The organism is Streptomyces sp. NPDC048352 (assembly GCF_040651895.1).
GTDB lineage: Bacteria > Actinomycetota > Actinomycetes > Streptomycetales > Streptomycetaceae > Streptomyces.
The window spans coordinates 91,493-109,916 of the sequence record NZ_JBEZKZ010000018.1; the positions used below are offsets into that span (position 1 = coordinate 91,493).

Annotated in this window: 18 protein-coding genes; 13 read left to right on the forward strand and 5 right to left on the reverse strand. The window is 75.0% G+C overall.

The window, feature by feature from the left end; all coding sequences use genetic code 11:
• Positions 1-66 precede the first annotated feature (66 nt).
• Positions 67-1,356: a hypothetical protein gene (locus tag AB0D45_RS12740; RefSeq protein ID WP_362457808.1), complete on the forward strand. Its 1,290-nt coding sequence runs from the start codon at positions 67-69 to the stop codon at positions 1,354-1,356.
• A gap of 57 nt (positions 1,357-1,413) precedes the next feature.
• Here AB0D45_RS12740 and AB0D45_RS12745 read toward each other — a convergent pair whose 3' ends face one another.
• On the reverse strand, positions 1,414-3,132 hold the full coding sequence (locus tag AB0D45_RS12745) for an acyl-CoA dehydrogenase family protein (RefSeq protein ID WP_362457811.1): 1,719 nt from the start codon (positions 3,130-3,132) through the stop codon (positions 1,414-1,416).
• Between the two features lie 58 nt (positions 3,133-3,190).
• Positions 3,191-3,757: a PadR family transcriptional regulator gene (locus tag AB0D45_RS12750; protein ID WP_362457814.1), complete on the reverse strand. Its 567-nt coding sequence runs from the start codon at positions 3,755-3,757 to the stop codon at positions 3,191-3,193.
• Positions 3,758-3,899: 142 nt separating this feature from the next.
• Between AB0D45_RS12750 and AB0D45_RS12755 the strand changes: the two genes are divergently transcribed.
• Positions 3,900-4,463 (forward strand): DUF664 domain-containing protein, encoded by a 564-nt coding sequence (locus tag AB0D45_RS12755; RefSeq protein ID WP_362457816.1) that lies wholly within the window; start codon positions 3,900-3,902, stop codon positions 4,461-4,463.
• A 24-nt stretch (positions 4,464-4,487) separates the two neighbouring features.
• Here AB0D45_RS12755 and AB0D45_RS12760 read toward each other — a convergent pair whose 3' ends face one another.
• Positions 4,488-5,429, reverse strand: a complete 942-nt coding sequence (locus AB0D45_RS12760) for a DUF1648 domain-containing protein (protein ID WP_362457848.1) — start codon at positions 5,427-5,429, stop codon at positions 4,488-4,490.
• Positions 5,430-5,479: 50 nt separating this feature from the next.
• Positions 5,480-5,827 (reverse strand): GntR family transcriptional regulator, encoded by a 348-nt coding sequence (locus tag AB0D45_RS12765; RefSeq protein ID WP_362457819.1) that lies wholly within the window; start codon positions 5,825-5,827, stop codon positions 5,480-5,482.
• Positions 5,828-6,032: 205 nt separating this feature from the next.
• Here AB0D45_RS12765 and AB0D45_RS12770 point away from each other — a divergent pair, with 205 nt between their 5' ends.
• From AB0D45_RS12770 to AB0D45_RS12820, 11 genes are all read left to right on the forward strand, one after another.
• Positions 6,033-6,980 (forward strand): NmrA/HSCARG family protein, encoded by a 948-nt coding sequence (locus tag AB0D45_RS12770; RefSeq protein WP_362457822.1) that lies wholly within the window; start codon positions 6,033-6,035, stop codon positions 6,978-6,980.
• Between the two features lie 236 nt (positions 6,981-7,216).
• Positions 7,217-8,173, forward strand: coding sequence for a TIGR03557 family F420-dependent LLM class oxidoreductase (locus AB0D45_RS12775; protein ID WP_361610291.1), 957 nt, complete (start codon positions 7,217-7,219; stop codon positions 8,171-8,173).
• Positions 8,174-8,414: 241 nt separating this feature from the next.
• Positions 8,415-9,182, forward strand: a complete 768-nt coding sequence (locus AB0D45_RS12780; protein WP_362457825.1) for a GntR family transcriptional regulator — start codon at positions 8,415-8,417, stop codon at positions 9,180-9,182.
• A 61-nt stretch (positions 9,183-9,243) separates the two neighbouring features.
• Complete coding sequence (locus AB0D45_RS12785; RefSeq protein WP_226733182.1) at positions 9,244-9,471, forward strand: ferredoxin family protein; 228 nt, start codon at positions 9,244-9,246, stop codon at positions 9,469-9,471.
• Entirely contained in the window at positions 9,468-10,850 is a 1,383-nt protein-coding gene (locus AB0D45_RS12790; RefSeq protein ID WP_362457828.1) for an ABC transporter substrate-binding protein, read from the forward strand. The genes AB0D45_RS12785 and AB0D45_RS12790 overlap by 4 nt, the downstream gene beginning before the upstream one ends.
• Positions 10,847-11,722 carry an ABC transporter permease gene (locus tag AB0D45_RS12795; protein ID WP_362457831.1) on the forward strand — a complete coding sequence of 292 codons (876 nt, stop codon included), beginning with the start codon at positions 10,847-10,849 and terminating at the stop codon, positions 11,720-11,722. Before AB0D45_RS12790 ends, AB0D45_RS12795 begins: the two co-directional genes overlap by 4 nt.
• Before the next feature lie 29 nt (positions 11,723-11,751).
• Positions 11,752-12,477 (forward strand): ABC transporter ATP-binding protein, encoded by a 726-nt coding sequence (locus AB0D45_RS12800; protein ID WP_362457851.1) that lies wholly within the window; start codon positions 11,752-11,754, stop codon positions 12,475-12,477.
• A 23-nt stretch (positions 12,478-12,500) separates the two neighbouring features.
• Positions 12,501-15,257 carry a fumarate reductase/succinate dehydrogenase flavoprotein subunit gene (locus tag AB0D45_RS12805; RefSeq protein WP_362457854.1) on the forward strand — a complete coding sequence of 919 codons (2,757 nt, stop codon included), beginning with the start codon at positions 12,501-12,503 and terminating at the stop codon, positions 15,255-15,257.
• An 85-nt stretch (positions 15,258-15,342) separates the two neighbouring features.
• Positions 15,343-16,137 (forward strand): VOC family protein, encoded by a 795-nt coding sequence (locus AB0D45_RS12810; RefSeq protein ID WP_362457834.1) that lies wholly within the window; start codon positions 15,343-15,345, stop codon positions 16,135-16,137.
• A gap of 102 nt (positions 16,138-16,239) precedes the next feature.
• A complete protein-coding gene (locus AB0D45_RS12815; protein WP_362457836.1) occupies positions 16,240-17,073 on the forward strand; it encodes a methyltransferase domain-containing protein in 834 nt (277 codons plus the stop codon).
• Positions 17,074-17,191: 118 nt separating this feature from the next.
• A complete protein-coding gene (locus AB0D45_RS12820) occupies positions 17,192-17,494 on the forward strand; it encodes a hypothetical protein (protein WP_361610546.1) in 303 nt (100 codons plus the stop codon).
• A 25-nt stretch (positions 17,495-17,519) separates the two neighbouring features.
• On the opposite strand, the gene AB0D45_RS12825 is transcribed toward AB0D45_RS12820, so the two are convergent.
• Positions 17,520-18,248 carry a DUF72 domain-containing protein gene (locus AB0D45_RS12825; RefSeq protein WP_362457839.1) on the reverse strand — a complete coding sequence of 243 codons (729 nt, stop codon included), beginning with the start codon at positions 18,246-18,248 and terminating at the stop codon, positions 17,520-17,522.
• Between the last annotated feature and the right edge of the window lie 176 nt (positions 18,249-18,424).

The following is an 18,424-nucleotide window of genomic DNA, read 5'->3' on the forward strand; positions in this document are numbered from 1 at the left end:
CCCACCGGCCGGGACGGACCTGCCGGAGGGCTCTGGTGGCGCCGGCAGGTGCCGACGGGGGTGCCGGTGGCGCGTTCCCTGCCCCGCACGCGGCTGTCCGCGTACCACCGCGGGTCCGGGGACCACCCGGTCGGCGGGCACGCGCAGGGCGCGCGGGGCATCCTGGAGGAGGCCCGTCAGGCCTTCCGGAACCCCCTGGGGGACGTCATGGAACTCGGTTTTCTGAAACCCCTCTTCGCCCGTACCGGCCCCTGGGCCTCGGTGTACGTCGAGACCACGCGCGCGACCGAGGACGCGCAGCGGATCCAGGCACTGCGCGAGCGGGCGGTCGCCTCCCAGCTGATCGACGCGGACGCCGACGCCTACACCGTCCGCGCCGTGGTGGACCGGCTCGCCGGGGAGCCCCCCGCCGGTGCCCCGCCTGGGCGGGCGCTGTTCGCCTCGGGCGCCGAGGTCGTCCTCGACGTCCCGCTCGCCAGGGCCCCCGCCACCACCGAGGCGACCTGGTCGGTGCTGCCGCACATCGCGCCGCTGGCCGCGCTGCGTGGCGAGGAGCCGGGCTGCCTGGTGGCCCACATCGACCGTACGGGTGCCGATCTGGAGCTGCGCGACTCCCTGCGCCGGGAGGCGGTGGGCGAGGCGCAGGGCAGGGAGCGGGAGGGCCGCGGGCACCGCAGCGTGCCGGGAGACCGGTACGAGTGGCACTACCGCAACAAGGTCGAGAACACCTGGAACGAGACGGCCGGCGTCATCGCGGCGGAGCTGGCCCGGCAGTGGCCGGGGAGCGGCGCGGACCTGGTGGTGCTGAGCGGCGATCCCCGTGAGCGCCGGGCCGTCCTCAGCCGCCTGCCCGAGCAGATGCGGGCGGTGACGGTCGAGATCGACAGCGGCGGCCGGTCGCCCGGAGCCTCGCACGACGCCCTCGACCGCGAGATCGCGCGGGTGCGCGAGGACTTCGCCCGCGGGCGGCTGGAGAGCGCCCTGGAACGCTTCCGCAGGGGCCGGGGCCGGCCCGGCGAGCACCGGGAGTCGACCGTGGACACCGGGCCGGGCCAGGCCGCCGAGGGCATGCCCGCCGTGGTGGACGCCGTGCGGAGCCACCAGGTGGCGACGCTGCTCCTCGGTCCGGAGGGCTCGGACGCGGCGCGTGAGGTGTGGATCGGGCCCGGCGTGGACGAGGTCGCCGTGCAGCGGGGCCAGGCGCAGGCGATGGGCGTCGACCGGCCCGTACTCGCCCGCGCGGACGACGCGCTGCTGCGTTCGGCGGCCGCGGCCGGCTGCGAGGTCCTCGTGGTCCCGGCGGGCATGCCGGGCCCGGCGGGCGGCCTGGGGGCGGTGCTGCGCTGGACCGTGTGAGCCGCGGCGTCGCCGGGCCGGCCGGGGCGGTGTACCGCCCCGGCCGGCCCGCGTTCGCTACGGCGCCATCTCGTACGTACCCGACAGGGCCTCGACGCGCTGCCAGATCCGGGCGGCACGGGCCTCGTCGACGACCGGGCGGCGGACGGCGGCCAGGGCCCACGCCTGCTGCGCCGCGGTGGCGGAGTCCTTGCCGTGGAGTTCGACGGCGTGGCCGGAGAAGTCGCGCACCAGGACGGAGAACAGCTCGTCCAGCACGTCGCGGTCCAGGTCCGTCAGGCGGGCCTGCTCCAGGATCAGCTGGGCGTGCACCACCAGGGCGAACAGCTGGCCGACGGAGAGCAGGAAGTCGAGGTCGCGGCCCTGCTCCTCGTCGGGGGCGAGGTGGGTGACGAACTCGCAGAGGGCGTCGGCCTGTTCGCGGAAGCGGGCCACGTTCGGCACGTCGGCGTACGCGTCGAAGGCGGGGCGCCAGTCGTGGAAGCGTACGGAGCCCAGGCCGCGGGCCGGGCCCTGCCGGAAGAGGAAGTCGTCGTCGGCCGCGTCGAGGCGGGTGGGCACGGCGGGGTAGTCGGCCGGCTCCAGCAGGTGGTTGCGCATGAACTTGAGGATCAGCGCCAGGTTGACGTGGACGGTGCCTTCGAGCTTGGGCAGGCTGCGGATCTCGACGGCCGCCTCCGCGAAGTAGGTGTCCTTCTCGAAGCCCTTGGCGGCGATGACGTCCCACATCAGGTCGATGACCTTCTCGCCCTCCGTGGTCACCTTCATCTTCGTCATCGGGTTGAAGAGCAGGTAGCGGCGGTCCTCGGGGCCGGCGGAGCGGAAGTAGTCGACGGCGCGGTCGCTGAAGAGCTTCATGCCGACGAGGCGGACGTAGGCGTCGGCCAGCTCGCGGCGCACGTGCGGGAAGGCGGTGACGGGGCGGCCGTAGAGGATGCGGTTCTGCGCGTGGGTGACGGCCTCGTACATCGCGTGCTCGCAGATGCCGATGGAGGCGGTGCAGAGGTTGAACTTGCCGACGTTGACGGTGTTGAGGGCGGCGTCGAAGGCGGCGCGGCCGGTGTGCAGGACGTCGTCCTGGGACACCGGGTAGGCGTCCAGGCGGAACTCGCTGACGTACTTGGAGGAGTCGACGACGTTCTGCACGAGGTGGTAGGCCGGGTGGCGGCTGTCGGCGGCGAAGAAGACGTACCCGTCGGGGCCCTCGACGTCGGTGCGGCGGCCGAAGACGGAGACGAGACCGGCGGCGTTTCCGTTGCCGATGTAGTACTTGGAGCCGGTGGCCAGGAAGCCGCCGTCGCCGTCGGGCTCCAGCAGCATGTCGGTGGAGTAGATGTCGGCGCCGTGGGTGCGCTCGGACAGGCCGAAGGCGAAGACCTCGCCCTGGGTGAGCAGTTCGGCGGCGCGGGCGCGGGCGGCGGCGTTGCCGCTCTGCCAGACCGGGCCGAGGCCGAGGATGGTGACCTGCCAGGCGTACCAGTAGTCGAGGCCGTAGAAGCCGAGGATCTCGTTGAGGGCGGCGATCCGGGCGGTGTCCCAGCGCTGGTCCGGCCGGCCGGCGTCGGAGGCCGGGGTGAGGAAGGTGGAGAAGAGCCCCTCCTTGGCGGCGAACGCGAGGAAGTCCCCCAGCCAGGCGCGGGTGCGGTAGTCCTCGATCAGCTTGCGCTTGCCGCGCTCCTCGAACCAGTCGACCGTGGCGCGCAGCAGCCTGCGGGTCTCGGGGTCGAAGTGCGCCGGGTCGTAGGTGCGCGGGTTGAACAGCAGGGAGTCGGCCATGGAGGTTCACCTTCGGAAGGAGGGAGGGGAAAGGAGGAGGACGGAAGGACGGTGCGGTTCAGGCGGAGGGCGGTGTCGCGCCGAGGCGGCGGAGGGTGGCGAGTACGTCGTCCAGCCAGGCGATCGTCATGCGCTCGTACGCGATGCCGCCGCGCAGCACCACGTGCTGGAGCTCCTGTCCGGCGTCGAGCGGGGCGGGGGCCAGGGGGCCGGTGAAGTCGCGCAGCTCCCCGGCGAGGTAGCGGGCGAGCCGTTCGCCGTGCACCCGGTGGTGCCGTTCGACCTCGCGGATCAGCGCGGCCGGGTCGTCGAAGGCGGCGCCCCGGATCTTCACGGCGAGGTCGTGGCGCATGCTCTCGGGTTCGATGGGCTCGTGCAGCCACTGCGAGAGGGCCGCGCGGCCGGGGGCGGCGACGGAGTACTCCTTCTTGTCCGGCCGGGCCTGCTGCGGCACCTCGCGGACGGTGAGCAGGCCGTCGCGTTCCATGCGGCCCAGCACCCGGTAGATCTGCTGGTGCGTGGCGGTCCAGAAGTAGCCGATGGACCGGTCGAACCTGCGGGCCAGTTCGTAGCCGGAGCCGGGCATCTCCAGCAGGGAGACGAGGATCGCGTGGTCGAGCGCCATGCCCCGATCTTTCTATGCAACGAGTTGCATAGACAAGTGCCGGAGCCCCGGTGAGACGCGGCTCACCCGGGTCCGGGAGCTGCACCGCTCCCGGGGCGGTAAGTCGGTGGCGGGCCGCTTCGGCAGCCGTGATCATGGCCGGATGAGTGAGCGAACCGAGCGCTGGAGCCGGGCGACCGTCTACCCCGACATGTGGGCGGATCCCGGCGACGACCCCCGCCACCGCGACGAGAGCAGTCCGGACGGCGAGCTCGCGACGCTGCTGGACTTCCTGACGGGCTACCGCCTGACGCTGCGGATGAAGTGCGAGGGCCTGGACCCGGAGCAGCTGGCCCGCCGGTCGGTGCCGCCGTCGACGATGTCGCTGCTCGGCCTGCTCCGCCACCTCGCCGAGGTGGAACGGGACTGGCGCAACTGGATCACCACCGACGGCGACCCGCTGCCGAGGCTGTACGGGGCGCGGGACTCCGACTTCCTGGGGGCGGTCCCCGAACAGGCCGTCGTCGACGCCGCGTACGCCGATCTGGAGCGCGAGCAGGCCGCCGCCGACGCCGCGCTGGCCGCGTACGCGGACCTCGGCGAGCGGGTCGGGAAGGACGCCATCGCGGTCCGGGAGCTGATGGTGCACAGGATCGAGGAGTACGCCCGCCACTGCGGGCACGCCGACCTGTTGCGGGAGTGCGTCGACGGAAGGGTGGGCCAGTGACGGCGTCCCCCGGGCGGCCCGCCCTCAGGCGGTCCGGCGCGCGGCCAGCGCGTTCAGCAGCGCGGCCCCGCGCTCGGCGTCCCCGACGCTGACGGCGAACTCGCCGCCCCGCCGGGGGCGGATGACCAGGCACTCGCCGGCCCGGAGCATCACCGTCGTCCCCGCGCCGCCGAGCCGGTACCCCCAGCCGCCCGCCTGGGCCGGCGTCCGGTCCTCGGCGCGCGCCGACTCGATGTCCCGGACGTCCCACCGGCGCACCGGCCAGCCGAGCGGACCGAAGGCCACGTCGAGGCCCCGCTCGGTGACGCGCGCCCGTACGGAGGAGCACGCGAGGACCACCACGGACGTGACGGCCAGCGGTGCGACGGCCGCCCACGGCAGCGGGACCAGGCCCGCAGCCCCGGCGAGCACGGCGGCGAGCGCGCCGGCTCCGGTGACCCCGGCCAGCGCCCGCAGCCAGGGGTTCGCCGTCCGGGAGAGCCATACGCACCTCTCCCCGGCCGGTATCTCCATGCTCGGACCGCTCACCGTCGCGCGCGGTTGCGCGGCGGGGCGGCGGCGGGCCGCCAGCCGGCCGGCCAGCCCCGCGGCGGCCGCCACCGCGAGCGTCACGGCGAGCCCGGGGCCCACCGAGCGGGCCTCCTGCCAGTCCGCACGGTCCAGGTTCGCCCGGACGACACAGGCCTGAGCGCCGACGAGGAACACCGCGCCGGCCGGCAGGGCGGCGCGGGCCGCCGTCCCGCCGTCCCACCGCGCGATACCGGCGGTCAGCAGGACCAGGGCCGTCCAGACCAGGGCGGGCACGAGCGCGGCGGCCCACATCGGCATCGAGCCGTCGGGTGCGCCCGAGACCCCGCTCCAGTGGGTCGCCAGACGCTCCGGCAGCCGCCCCCGCGCGGCCCAGGGCAGGGCGACGAGCACGGCGGAGATCCCGGCGGCCCAGAGGGCGGCCCCCCGCCATCCCACGGCCGGGCGCCCCGTCGGGTCGTTCAGGTCGTTCGGCTCGTTCAGGTCGTTCACGGCAACCCCCTGATCATCTCGATGAGTTCGGCCCTGCCGTAGCCCAGGTGCGCCGCGTCGGCGACGAGTTCGCGCACCCGGCCGAGCAGCTCCGACCGGCGGTCCGCCCCGGCGGCCACGGTCACGCCCCGCCCCCGCCGGAACTCCAGCAGCCCCTCGTCACGCAGGCCGCGCAGGGCGCGCAGGACCGTGTTGACGTTGACGTCCAACGCCAACGCGAGGTCCCGCGCGGACGGCAGCCGGTCACCCGGCGCGCACTCCCCCTCGGCCACGGCCCGCCGGATCGCGCCCGCCACCTGCTCGTGCAGGGGGAGGCGTTCCGCGGTGTTCAGTCTCAGCAGCATGGTGCCAATGAAGATAGCACCATTGGCTTGGGCTGGGCGGCACCGCCCGGCCGCCGCGCGGGGTGCGGGTGCGGGACGTCACCAGGGCCATATGGGCGCGGCCCGCGTGTGGCGCCGGTCGCGGCCGGGCCGCCGCCCGTAGGTTTCGCAGCGGAAGCGTCCTCGGAGGGGCGCGGAAAGTGCGTGCGGGAGTGGGTGGCTGGCGATGACCGGGAAGCGGACGATCACCGTGTTCGGCGCGACCGGGCAGCAGGGCGGCGCCCTCGCCCGGTCCCTGCTCGAGGAGCGGGACGGGGACTTCGCCGTGCGCGCCGTGACGCGCCACCCCGACTCGGAACGGGCGCGGGAGCTGGTGCGGCTCGGGGCGGAGGTGGTCCGCGGCGACCTGGACGACGAGGCGAGCCTGGCCGCCGCCTTCGAGGGGGCGTACGGGGCGTTCCTGGTGACGAACTTCTGGGAGGACATGGACGCCGCGCACGAGAAGCGGCAGGCGGCGGCGCTCGCCCGGGCCGCCGGGCACGCCGGCGTGCAGCACGCGATCTGGTCGACCCTGGAGGACACGCGCCACTGCATCCCGGTCGACGACCCCCGGATGCCGACGCTCCAGGGGCAGTACAAGGTCCCGCACTTCGACGGCAAGGCGGAGGCGGACCAGTACTTCCTCGACGCGGGCGTGCCCGTGACGTTCCTGCGGGCCACGTTCTACTGGGAGAACCTGCTGGGCTCCTTCGCGCCGCAGGAGGCGGAGGACGGCGGCCTGGACCTGGTCTTCCCGATGGGTGACAAACGGCTCTCCGGGATCGCCGTCGACGACATCGGGAAGACCGCGCACGCCGTCTTCAAGGGGGGCGCCGACTACGTCGCCGCCACCATCAGCATCGCCGGCGAGCACCTGCGGGTCGCCGACATGGCCTCGGCCCTCACCGAGTCGCTGGGCCGGCCGGTCCGGTACCGGCCGCTGACGCCGGACGCGTTCCGCGCCCTCGGCTTCCCCGGCGCCGAGGAGGCCGGGAACATGTTCCAGTTCTACGCCGACTGCGAGGCCTCCTTCACCGGCGCCCGGGACCTGGAGGCCGTCCGCCGCATCAACCCGGCGCTCCAGGACTTCGCCACCTGGCTGGCGGCCCACCGCGACCGGTTCCGGCAGGCCTGACGGGGGGCCGCGGCCCGCCCCGGACGCGCGGGAGGATCCGCCCGGCGCACGGGCGGACCGCACGCGACCGTCGCGCGCCACTCCCCCGCACACCGCCGAGGCCACCGGTGCGAGCGCCCGCGCCCGGCACCCCGGGTGGGGGGCGTGGTGGCGTACCGATGTTTGTCCACCGGTGCCGGGGGCACGCGCCGACCGCGGGGCCCACGTCACTTCCCCTCCCTGGAGGCACGAGACCGATGACCGCGTTCGGCTACTTCCTGGCCTGTGAGGAGTTCACCCCGGGCCAGCTCCTGGAGCAGGCCCGCCGGGCCGCCGACGCCGGGTTCACCCGGCTGGCGATCTCCGACCACTTCCACCCGTGGAACGACGCGCAGGGCAACAGCCCGCTCGTCTGGTCGATGATCGGAGCCATCTCCCAGACCGTGGAGCTGCCGGTGACCACCCTGGTCACCTGCCCCACCATGCGCCTGCACCCGGCGGTGACGGCCCAGGCCGCGGCGACGTCGAGCCGACTGCTCGAAGGCCGGTTCGCGCTGGGCGTGGGTACCGGCGAGGCCCTCAACGAGCACATCCTCGGCGACCGGTGGCCGGCGTTCGACGAGCGCGCCGAGATGCTGGAGGAAGCCGTGGAGGTGATGCGCAGGCTCTTCACGGGCCGTCAGGTCACCCACCGGGGGCGCCACTACACGGTGGAGAACGCCCGCCTGTACACCGCGCCGCACGGCCGGCTGCCCATCCACGTCTCCGGCTTCGGCCCGAAGGCGGCGGAGCTCGCCGGACGCATCGGCGACGGGTTCGTCACCATGGGCCCGGACGAGGAGGCCATCGGCCGCTTCCGGGACGCGGGGGGCGGCGGTAAGCCGGTGATCGGCGGCCTCAAGGTGTGCTGGGGCGAGGACCGGGAGAAGGCCGTCGAGACCGTGCACCGCCTGTGGCCCACCGAGCAGCTGCCGGGCGAGCTGAACCAGATCCTGCCGACCCCGGCCCACTTCGAGCAGGCGAGCGAGCTCGTGACCCGCGACCAGGTCTCCGACAGCGTCCCCTGCGGCCCCGACGTGGAGGAGCACGTGGAGGCCGTCCGCGCCTACGTGGAGGCGGGCTTCGCGGAGGTGTACGTCGGCCAGATCGGCCCCGACCAGCAGGCCTTCTTCGAGGCCTACCGCGACAAGGTCCTGCCCGCCCTCGGCGGATAGGCGAGCCCGGCGAACCGGGCCACCCGGTCCCCGCACGAGGCCGCCGGACGGGCCCGGCGCGGGGGCGTCGGGCCCGACGTTCGCATCGTGGGCGCGCGCCGGTCCACATGATGGGCACCGTAGTGGCGGATCTTGTCGTTCCTCCAGGAAAACCGCAGGTCAGCGCGGTACCAGCGGGGCGTCAGGTGGCGCAATACTGCGGCAACACCACCGGGGCGGCTCTCCCGGTACGTTCCGTCGCATGCCAGCCGAACCCGCCCCCGCCACCCGCCCGGTCGCCGCAGCGCTCCGCCGGCGGCTGCGTGCGGACCAGGCCCGGCAGCTCGCCGACCTGCTGCGCCACCAGATCCTGGCGGGCGGCTTCCCCGGCGGGGTCCTGCCCCTGGAGGACGCCCTCGCCGCCGACTACCGGGCCAGCCGCAACACCGTCCGGCAGGCCCTCGGCCTGCTCCGCGCCGAGCAGCTGATCGACCGTCAGCCGGGTGTCGGCACGGTGGTGGTGTGCGAGAAGTACCCGCACGGTCTGGAGCGCCTCCAGGGCCTGGCCGAGACCCTGCACGAACACGGCCGGGTCACCAACGAGGTCCGTACCGTCGGGCCCGTGACCGCTCCCGGGCCGGTGGCCCACCGGCTGGGCCTGCCGGAGCACACCGACGTGCTCTGTATCGAGCGGCTGCGCCGCCTGAACGGCCTGCCGCTGTCCCTGGACCTGTCCTACCTCCCCATGGACATCGGCGGTGAACTGCTCGGCTGCGACCTGGAGAACACGGACGTGTTCCGGCTCCTGGAGTCGCTGACCGGCGGCCCGCTGGGCCATGCGGAGATCACCCTGGAGGCCGTCAACGCCGATGCGCACTCCGCCGCGGTGCTCCAGGCCCCGCGCGGTGCCGCCGTCCTCATGCTGGAACGACTGACCCGGCTGCCCGACGGCCGGCCGGTGGACCTCGAGTTCATCCGGTTCCGCGGCGACCGCATCACCATGAGCGGCGTGCTGCGCCGCTCCCCGTGAACGGCGCCGCGCCCCCGATCCCCCGCCCCTCTTCCCGCTCCCGCGGGTCCTTGGAGAAGCCATGCCCCTGGTACCCCAGCGCGCCGACGTGCCCGTGACCATCGACGAGTCGCGGTGCATCGACGGCTGCACGCTCTGCGTCGACATGTGCCCGCTCGACTCGCTCGCGATCCGCGAGGACAACGGCAAGGCCTACATGCACGTGGACGAGTGCTGGTACTGCGGCCCGTGCGCCGCGCGCTGCCCCACCGGCGCGGTGACCGTCAACATGCCCTACCTGCTCCGATGAGAGGCCCCCTCGCGATGCGCCGCAGACTCGCCACCCCCGCCCTGTCGGCCGCCCTGCTGCTCCCGCTGGCCACCGCCTGCGGCGGCGCCGGCGGCGGGGCGGGCGGCGGCCCGACGAAGACGGTCACGGTGACCGTCGGCTACCAGTCCAAGACCATCAACACGGTCACCGCGGGCACCCTGCTGCGCTCCCTCGGCTACTTCGAGGAGGAGCTGGCGGCGCGCGGCAGGACGGAGGGGGTGACGTACCGGGTCGACTGGCAGGACTACGCGACCGGTGCCCCCATCACCGCGCAGATGACCGCGGGGAAGATCGACATCGGCTCGATGGGCGACTTCCCGCTGCTGCTCAACGCCGCCCGGGGCAAGGAGCTGAAGCAGCCGACCGCGCTGGTGTCCGTCACCGGCTACAACCTGCGCGGGGGCCTCAACACGGTGGTCGTCGCGCCGGATTCGAAGCTGGAGTCGCTGGCCGACCTGCGCGGCAGGAAGGTGTCCACCAGCGTCGGCTCGGCCGCCGACGGGACCCTCACCCGGGCCCTGCAGCGCGCCGGCATCGACCCCGAGAAGGGCATCCACAAGCTCAACCAGCAGCCCAGCGTGGGCGCTTCGGCCCTGCAGGCGGGCAGTGCCGACGCGCTGTCGCAGTTCGTGGCCTGGCCCGGACAGCTGGCCTTCGAGGGCCGGGCGAAAGCCGTGTACGACGGGGCCGAGCTGAACCTGCCGACCTTCCACGGGGTCACCGTCCGGCGGAAGTTCGCCGGTGAGCGGCCCGGGGTGCTCGACGACTTCCTGAAGGCGCAGCGCCGGGCGACCGACTACCTGCGCACGCGGCCGGTAGCCGCCGCGGAGTCGGTGGCCAAGGAGACCGGGCTGCCGGCCGAGGTGGTGTACCTCTACAACGGCGCGAACGGCATCGCCGCCTTCGACCCGGCGCTGCGGCCGGAGCTGATCGCCGCGCTGAAGGAGGACGTGCCGGTGCTGAAGGCGGCCGGGCTGGTGGGCGACGTCGACGTCGACGCCTTCGTCGACCCGGCTCCGCTGGAGCGGGCCGTGCGGGACGCGGCCTATCCGAAGGCGGCCGCGGCCAGGCCCGAGCTGTGGCTGAAGGGCCAGGACACCACGGCCTCCTTCGACAGCCCGAGGGAGCTGCTGAAGGCCGCCAAGGGCGCCGACGTGCGGGCGGCCTACGTGCCGGACGCGCTGACCGGCACGCTGTGGTTCGCCGACAAGGCGGTGTGGGTGGCGGACGGCTCCGAGCTGCGCGCCTTCCTCACCCCGGCCGGCGCGAAGGGCTACGTGGCACAGCACGCCGGAGCACGGGCCGTCGGCTACGAGGAGGCGGTGGGCCTGGCCTCCGCCGCGGGCCCGGCCTCATGAGCGCGGGCCGCCGGCTGCTGCGCGCCGCCTCCCTGGCCGCGGCCCTCGGGCTGTGGCAGCTGCTGACCTCCCTGGACGTGAACCTGTGGCTCCGCTTCGAGCAGTTCCCGACGGTCGGCGAGGTGGCCTCCGCCTTCGCCGACCGGCTCGGCACCGGCGCGTACTGGCAGGACCTGGGCCACAGCCTGCGCCGGATCGGGGCGGGCTTCGTCCTGGCCGCCGTGCTGGGGGTGGCGGCCGGCACGGCCGTCGCCCGCTCCCGGTGGGCTGCCGACCTGCTGGGCCCGCTGGTGGAGGTGGTGCGCCCGGTGCCGGCCATCGCCCTGGTACCGGTCGCCATCCTGCTGCTTCCCACCAACGAGCAGGGCATCGTGTTCATCACCTTCGCCGCGGCCTTCTTCCCGGTGGTGGTCTCGACCCGGCACGCGGTCCGGGCGCTCAGCCCCGTCTGGGAGGAGGCCGTGCTGACGATGGGCGGCGGACGGTCGCGGGTGCTGTTCTCGGTGGTGCTGCCCGGCGCCCTGCCGGGCGTCTTCGGCGGCCTGTCGGTGGGCATCGGCGTCGCGTGGATCTGCGTGATCTCCGCGGAGATGATCTCCGGCGAGTACGGGGTCGGCTACCGCACCTGGCAGGACTACACGGTGGTCGACTACCCGGGCGTGTTCGTCGGCATGGCCACCATCGGCGCCCTCGGCTGGCTCACCTCCACCGCCGTGGAGCTGCTCGGCCGCCGCGCCACCGCCTGGCTGCCCCGCCCGGCCGTACGGGCGTCCGCCGGGACACGCCGTCCGGCGGACCGCGGGGCCGGCCGTTCCGCCGCCGGGGCGCCGGCGCCCCGTACCGCCGTCCCCCGTAAGGAGCCCGTCCCGTGAGCACCACCACCGCCCCGCCCGCCCCTCCCCTGCCGGCCGGCGCCGAATTCGCCCTGCTCGGCGTACGGCTCGGCCACCCCGGCGGCGCCGTCCTGCCGGACCCCGTCACCCTGCGCATCCCCCCGGGCGAACTGCTGACCGTGGTCGGGCCCTCCGGCTGCGGGAAGTCGACCCTGCTGCGCACCCTCGCCGGACTGCTCCCCCCGCTGGACGGGCGGGTCACGCAGGACGGTGAGCCGGTCACCCGGCCCGGCCGCGACCGGGCACTGGTCTTCCAGCACGACGCGCTGCTGCCCTGGCGCACGGTCCGCGCCAACGTGGAACTGCCGCTGGCGATCCGGCGGGTCCCCCGGGCCGAGCGGCGCCGGTCCGCGGCCGCCTGGCTGGACCGGGTCGGGCTGGCCGGGCACGCGCAGAAGCTGCCGCACCAGCTTTCCGGCGGCCAGCGGCAGCGCGTGCAGCTGGCCCGCGCGCTGGCCGGCGGGCCCCGGGCGGTCCTGATGGACGAGCCCTTCGGCGCGCTCGACGCGCGCACCCGCGCCGGCATGCAGGACCTGCTGGTGGACATCCTGCGGGGCACCGGCGCGACCGTCGTCTTCGTCACCCACGACGTGGACGAGGCCCTCCACCTCGGCGACCGGGTCGCCCTGCTGGACTCCGGACGGGTGCTGGACGTACCGCATCCGCGCCGGCGCGACGCGCAGCACGCCCCGGCCACGGCCGCACTGCGCCGCCGCATTCTCGAATCCCTCTGAAAGGCACCCCCGTGGACACCAAGGTGGACGCTCCCCCGGCCCTCCCCGACCTCGCCGTCCCCGACCTCGCCGACGCGACCGAGCTGTCCTGCGACGTCCTCGTCATCGGCGGCGGCACCGCCGGCACGATGGCCGCGCTGACCGCCGCCGAGCGCGGCGCGGACGTACTGCTGCTGGAGAAGGCGCACGTGCGGCACTCCGGGGCCCTCGCCATGGGCATGGACGGGGTCAACAACGCGGTCGTCCCGGGCCGCGCCGAACCGGACGACTACGTCGCGGAGATCACCCGCGCCAACGACGGCATCGTCGACCAGTCCACCGTCCGGCAGACCGCGACCCGCGGCTTCGCGATGGTCCAGCGCCTGGAGTCGTACGGCGTGAAGTTCGAGAAGGACGAGCACGGCGAGTACGCGGTCCGCCAGGTGCACCGCTCCGGCTCCTACGTCCTGCCGATGCCGGAGGGCAAGGACGTCAAGAAGGTGCTGTACCGGCAGCTGCGGCGCCGTGAGATGCGCGAGCGGATCCGGATCGAGAACCGGGTGATGCCGGTCCGGGTGCTCACCCACCCCGACGACGGGCGGGCCATCGGCGCGGCGGGGTTCGACACCCGCACCGGGGCGTTCGTCACCGTACGGGCCGGCGCGGTGATCCTGGCCACCGGGGCCTGCGGCCGGCTCGGGCTGCCCGCCTCCGGCTACCTGTACGGGACGTACGAGAACCCCACGAACGCCGGTGACGGCTACGCCATGGCCTACCACGCGGGGGCCGCGCTCACCGGGATCGAGTGCTTCCAGATCAACCCGCTGATCAAGGACTACAACGGGCCGGCCTGCGCGTACGTCGCGAACCCCTTCGGCGGCTACCAGGTGAACCGGCACGGCGAGCGGTTCGTCGAGTCGGACTACTGGTCGGGGCAGATGATGGCCGAGTTCGCGGCCGAACTCGCCTCCGACCGGGGCCCGGTGTACCTCAAGCTCAGCCATCTGCCCGAGGAGACCGTCGCCGCGGTCGAATCGATCCTGCACACGACGGAGCGGCCCACCCGCGGCACGTTCCACGAGGGCCGCGGCCACGACTACCGCACCCACGACATCGAGATGCACATCTCGGAGATCGGGCTGTGCGGCGGTCACTCCGCCTCCGGGGTCCGGGTGGACGCCCACGCCCGCACCACCGTGCCCCGGCTGTACGCGGCCGGCGACCTGGCCTGCGTACCGCACAACTACATGATCGGCGCGTTCGTCTTCGGGGACCTGGCCGGCGAGGACGCCGCGCAGTACCGGGCGTACGGGGGGGAGCTGCCCCGGGACCAGCTCGCCGCGGCCCACGAGCTCGTCTACCGGCCGCTGCGCAACCCGGACGGCCCCCCGCAGCCGCAGGTGGAGTACAAGCTGCGGCGGTTCGTCAACGACTACGTGGCGCCGCCGAAGTCCGGGGCGCGGCTGTCCCTGGCCGTGGAGGCGTTCACCAGGATGTCGGGGGAGATCGCCGGGATGGGGGCGCGCACCGCGCACGAGCTGATGCGGTGCGCGGAGGTCACCTTCATCCGGGACTGCGCGGAGATGGCCGCCCGGGCCTCGCTGGCGCGCACGGAGTCCCGCTGGGGCCTGTACCACGAGCGGACGGACCACCCGGAGCAGGACGACGCGGGCTGGCTGCACCACCTCGACCTGCGCAAGTCGCCGTCGGGCGCGATGGAGTTCACCGCGCGGCCGGTCGAGCCGTACACGGTCCCGGTGGACGGGTTCGCCCCGGAGGCGGGACCGGAACGGTGGCTGGGCGAGGTCGCGCTGGTGCCGGTGGCCACGGCCGGTCCCCGGGACGCCGCTCCGGCGGCCCGCCCGGCGGCTGCGGCTCCGACGGCTGCGGCTGCGGCTCCGACGGGGTCCGGTGGGGTCGCCGCGCCCGGTCCGGCCCTGCTGCGCCTGCTCTCCCTCGCCGAGGAGGCCCCCGGCCTGGAGGCGCTGCGGCCCTACGTGGCCCACGCCGATCCCGGGGTGCGGGCGGCCGCGGTGGCCGTCCTCGGCGAGACCGTGCCGGACGGCGCCGGGCCCGCGCTCGCCGCGTGCCTGCGCGACCCGGCGCCCGAGGTCCGGGCCGCCGCCGCGGCCGCGCTGCGCGAGCTGGTCGAGGTGCTGCCCGCCGAGCCGGAGCTGGCGGCCGGGCTGCGCGCGGCGCTGGGCGTCGGCGACCCGGCCGTGCGGGCGGCCGCGCTGGAGGTGCTGCGGACGCTGCGGCTGGGCGACGGCGGGGTGTACGGGGCCGCTCTCGCCGACACCGACGTCGAGGTCCGCATCACCGCCGTCCGGGCCCTGGTCTCGGTGGACGCGGTGGCGGAACTGGCGCGGGCGGCCGCCGACCCCGCCCGCGAGGTCCGCGTCGCGGTGGCCCGCGCCCTCGCGGCCGTCCGCGAACCGGCCCCCTCGCCCCTCGACCCCCTGCTGGACGACCCCGACCCGCTGGTCCGCGGCGCTGCCCTCGGCGCACTGGCCGCCACGGGGTGCCCGCCCGGGTACGCCGCGCGGGCCGAGGCCGCGCTCGGGGACCCGGCGTGGCAGGTGCGGGCCGGCGCCGCGGCCGCCCTGCGCGCCGCCGCGCCGGCGCAGGCCGTCCCCGCCCTGGCCAGGACCCTGGCCGACCCGAACGCGGACGTCCGCAAGGCCGCCGTGCTGTCCCTCCTCCCGCACCGCGAGGTGCCGCAGGCCCGCACCGCGCTGGCCGCGGCCGCGGCCGACCCCGACGCGGACGTCCGCGCGTACGCGTCCCGCGGGGCGTCCTGACCAGGCCGGGAGGGGAGGCCGACGGGCGGGGGGCGGTCGTCGGTGCCAGGCTGGGACCGTTCAGGACCCGCGAAAGGCCACTTTCATGATCACCACCGATTTCGTCCCCGGCTCCCCCTGCTGGCTCGACCTCGGCGCCCCGGACGTCCGGTCCGCCGCGGCCTTCTACGGCGCCGTCCTCGGATGGGAGTACGAGCCCATGGGCGCCATGGACGGCGGGATGTTCCGCAAGGACGGGAAGGTCGTCGCCGGGCTCGGCAAGCTCACCGAGGAGGGCGCCCGGCCGGCCTGGATGATCTACTACCACGTCACCGACGCGGACGCCGCCACCCGGGCGGTGGAGCGGGCGGGCGGCACGGTCCGGGTGGCTCCCCTGGACCTGGACGAGTGGGGCCGGATGGCGCAGTACAGCGACCCCCTCGGGGGACAGTTCGCCGTCTGGCAGCCGGGCACGGACACGGGCGTCGAGCTGGTGGACGAGCCGGGTTCGCTGTGCTGGACCGAGCTGTACACGAGTGACGCCGCGGCGGCGAAGGAGTTCTACGGGGGCGTCCTCGGCTGGCGGTTCAGCGACATGGAGCTGCCCGGGGGCGGGGGCGCCTACGCGCTCATCACCCCGGCGGACCTTCCCGAGGAGCGCATGCACGGCGGTCTCATGGAGATGCCCGCGGACCACCTCTCCCTCGCGAACGGCCGCCCGTACTGGCACCCCGTCTTCGCCGTGGCCGACTGCGACGCCGCCGTGGCGGCGGTCACCGGGAACGGCGGCACCGTCCAGATGGGCCCGCAGGACGTGGAGGGCGTCGGCCGTCTCGCCGTCTGCCTCGACCCGTCGAACGCCGACTTCGTGCTCCTCGCCCCGTCCCGCACCGGCGGCTGACCCCCCGCCCCGGGCGGGGCGGTCTGTCGCGACGCGGCCGCCGGGGCCACACTGGGGGCGGCCGGGGGCGGGCGTCCTCCGCGTCAGGGAGGTGGAGGGGCAGTGGCAGCTGAGCACCGGCGGCAGCCCGCTCCGGTCGTGCGGCCCGCGGTGTGGGAGACGTACGGACCGGCCGATCTGAGTTCCGTTCCCGTGTTCTGCGGAGGGTTCATCAACTTCGGCTACTGGAAGGCCGTCGACCTCGAAGGCCCGCTGTCGGAGGGCGACCGGCTCCGCAGCGAGCGCGACCTCTACCGGCACGTCCTGGACGCCGCCGCTCCCCGGGGCGGGCGGGCCGTGGAAGTGGGCTGCGGCCTCGGCCTGGGCTGCGCGCTCGCCCTGGAGGAGTACGGACCCGCCGGGATCACCGGTGTCGACGTCCACCCCCAGCAGCTCCAGCGGGCCCGCGACGTCAACGCCGCCCTGCTGGAGGCCGAGCCGCACCGGCTGCGCTTCGTCCTGGGCGCCGCCGAGAGCCTGCCGCTCGACAGCGGGCGGTTCGACTGCCTCTACAGCGTCGAGGCGGCCCAGCACTTCCCCGACCTCGCGGCGTTCGCCCGGGAGACGGCGCGGGTGCTGCGGCCGGGCGGACGGGTCGCGGTCGCCAGCTTCTTCACCGTGGACGGCGCTCCCGCGCCCGCCGACCGGCTTGCCGGGCTGCTCCAGACGTTCGCCAGCGGCCTGGACATCGCCCGGCCCGTGGGGCAGCTGGCCGACGCGTTCACCGACGCCGGTCTCGTCGGCGTGCGGACGGTCTCCATCGGCGCGGAGGTCTGGCCCGGCTGGGACGGCTGGCTCGCCAGGCACTGGGAGCCGGGGACCTGGCCGCGCAACTTCCGGGCCGCCTGGGAGCAGCGCCTGCTGGACTACTACCTGGTCACCGCCACGCGGCCGTAAAGGGTACGCCGGATAAAATTCGGTGGATAGCCGGGTATAACGGTCCTCAACGGTGGGTATCACCCCAGACCCACCGATGTCCCGTGCGTTTACGGGACCGACCGATCCTGGAGGCCGGATGAGCTGGGCATCATGGACCACCTGTGGCATCTACGCCGGACGGGGCGGCGCCAGAACCGCCGACGCGGGCGTCCTGACCGGTGAGCTCGACGTCCACACGACCTGGACCGAGGCCGACGGCCTGGCCCACGTCGCCGTGCAGCACAGCGGCGGTACGGAGTGGTTCACGCTGTCGGGCAGCCCCGTCCCCTGTCCGAGCGAGGAGGCCAGCCGCACCCTGCACGACGCGGTCCTGCTGGCCGTGCGCGCCGGGGGCGGGGCGACGCTCCCGCACCCGGACACGGCCGTTCCGGCCGGCTGAGGGACACGAGCCGCCACACGCCGGTCTACGGCTTGGCCACCAGCCGTACGAAGACCCGCGCGTCGGTCACCGCCGCCGCGCCGGGGTCGTTGTTGAAGTAGGCGAAGACGTCCGCCTCCCGGGGCCAGGTGTCGGCGATCCGTTCCGCCCAGGTGCGCAGGGCGGTGCGGCCGTACCGCGGCCAGGGGCGGGCGCGGCCCGCGTGGAAGCGCACGTAGCCCCAGTCGGCGGTGCGCCACAGCGGGGTCACCGGCCGCGACCCGCGGTCCGCCCAGCAGAGGGCGGCGCCGCGCTCGGTGAGCACCGACCGCACGGCCGGGGTCCACCACGAGTCGTGCCGGGGCTCGACGGCGACGCGCGTACCGGCGGGGAAGCAGGCCAGGCAGGCGTCGAGCGCCTCCGGGTCGCCCTTCAGCGTCGGCGGGAGCTGGAGCAGGACGGGGCCGAGCCGGTCCCCGAGGGAGGCGGCGTGCGCCATGAGCCGGTGGACCGGCTCGGCCGGGTCGCGCAGGCGCTTGATGTGGGTGAGGAAGCGGCTGGCCTTCACGGCCATCACGAAGCCGGGCGGAGTGCGGTCGCGCCACTGGGCGAACGTCTCGGGCGACGGCAGCCGGTAGAAGGCGTTGTTGCTCTCCACGGTGGGGAAGTGGCGCGTGTACTCCTCCAGCCACAGCCGCTGGGGCCGGTCCGGCGGGTAGAGCACGCCCGACCAGTCGCGGTACTGCCACCCGGAGGTGCCGACGATCACGGCCATGCCCTGCGCATGCCCCCGGGCGGCTCGGCCACACCACCGCCGCGGCGGAAGCCGCCGCCCCGGCCGGGGGGGGGGGGGGGGGCCGGGGGGGCCCCGCCGGCGCCCGCGCCGCCCCCCGGCGGGGGCGGCGCCCGGGGCGGGGGGGCGGGGGGCGCGGCGGCGACCCCCGCGGCGGG

Excerpts from the sequence above, each read along its gene's own strand:
- AB0D45_RS12780 (WP_362457825.1), top strand. The coding sequence starts at position 8,415 with ATGCCAGCCGAACCCGCCCCCGCCACCCGCCCGGTCGCCGCAGCGCTC.
- AB0D45_RS12755 (WP_362457816.1), top strand. The coding sequence starts at position 3,900 with ATGAGTGAGCGAACCGAGCGCTGGAGCCGGGCGACCGTCTACCCCGAC.
- AB0D45_RS12825 (WP_362457839.1), bottom strand. The coding sequence starts at position 18,248 with ATGGCCGTGATCGTCGGCACCTCCGGGTGGCAGTACCGCGACTGGTCG.
- AB0D45_RS12765 (WP_362457819.1), bottom strand. The coding sequence starts at position 5,827 with ATGCTGCTGAGACTGAACACCGCGGAACGCCTCCCCCTGCACGAGCAG.
- AB0D45_RS12820 (WP_361610546.1), top strand. The coding sequence starts at position 17,192 with ATGAGCTGGGCATCATGGACCACCTGTGGCATCTACGCCGGACGGGGC.
- AB0D45_RS12790 (WP_362457828.1), top strand. The coding sequence starts at position 9,468 with ATGAGAGGCCCCCTCGCGATGCGCCGCAGACTCGCCACCCCCGCCCTG.
- AB0D45_RS12770 (WP_362457822.1), top strand. The coding sequence starts at position 6,033 with ATGACCGGGAAGCGGACGATCACCGTGTTCGGCGCGACCGGGCAGCAG.
- AB0D45_RS12795 (WP_362457831.1), top strand. The coding sequence starts at position 10,847 with ATGAGCGCGGGCCGCCGGCTGCTGCGCGCCGCCTCCCTGGCCGCGGCC.
- AB0D45_RS12810 (WP_362457834.1), top strand. The coding sequence starts at position 15,343 with ATGATCACCACCGATTTCGTCCCCGGCTCCCCCTGCTGGCTCGACCTC.
- AB0D45_RS12745 (WP_362457811.1), bottom strand. The coding sequence starts at position 3,132 with ATGGCCGACTCCCTGCTGTTCAACCCGCGCACCTACGACCCGGCGCAC.
- AB0D45_RS12750 (WP_362457814.1), bottom strand. The coding sequence starts at position 3,757 with ATGGCGCTCGACCACGCGATCCTCGTCTCCCTGCTGGAGATGCCCGGC.
- AB0D45_RS12775 (WP_361610291.1), top strand. The coding sequence starts at position 7,217 with ATGACCGCGTTCGGCTACTTCCTGGCCTGTGAGGAGTTCACCCCGGGC.
- AB0D45_RS12785 (WP_226733182.1), top strand. The coding sequence starts at position 9,244 with ATGCCCCTGGTACCCCAGCGCGCCGACGTGCCCGTGACCATCGACGAG.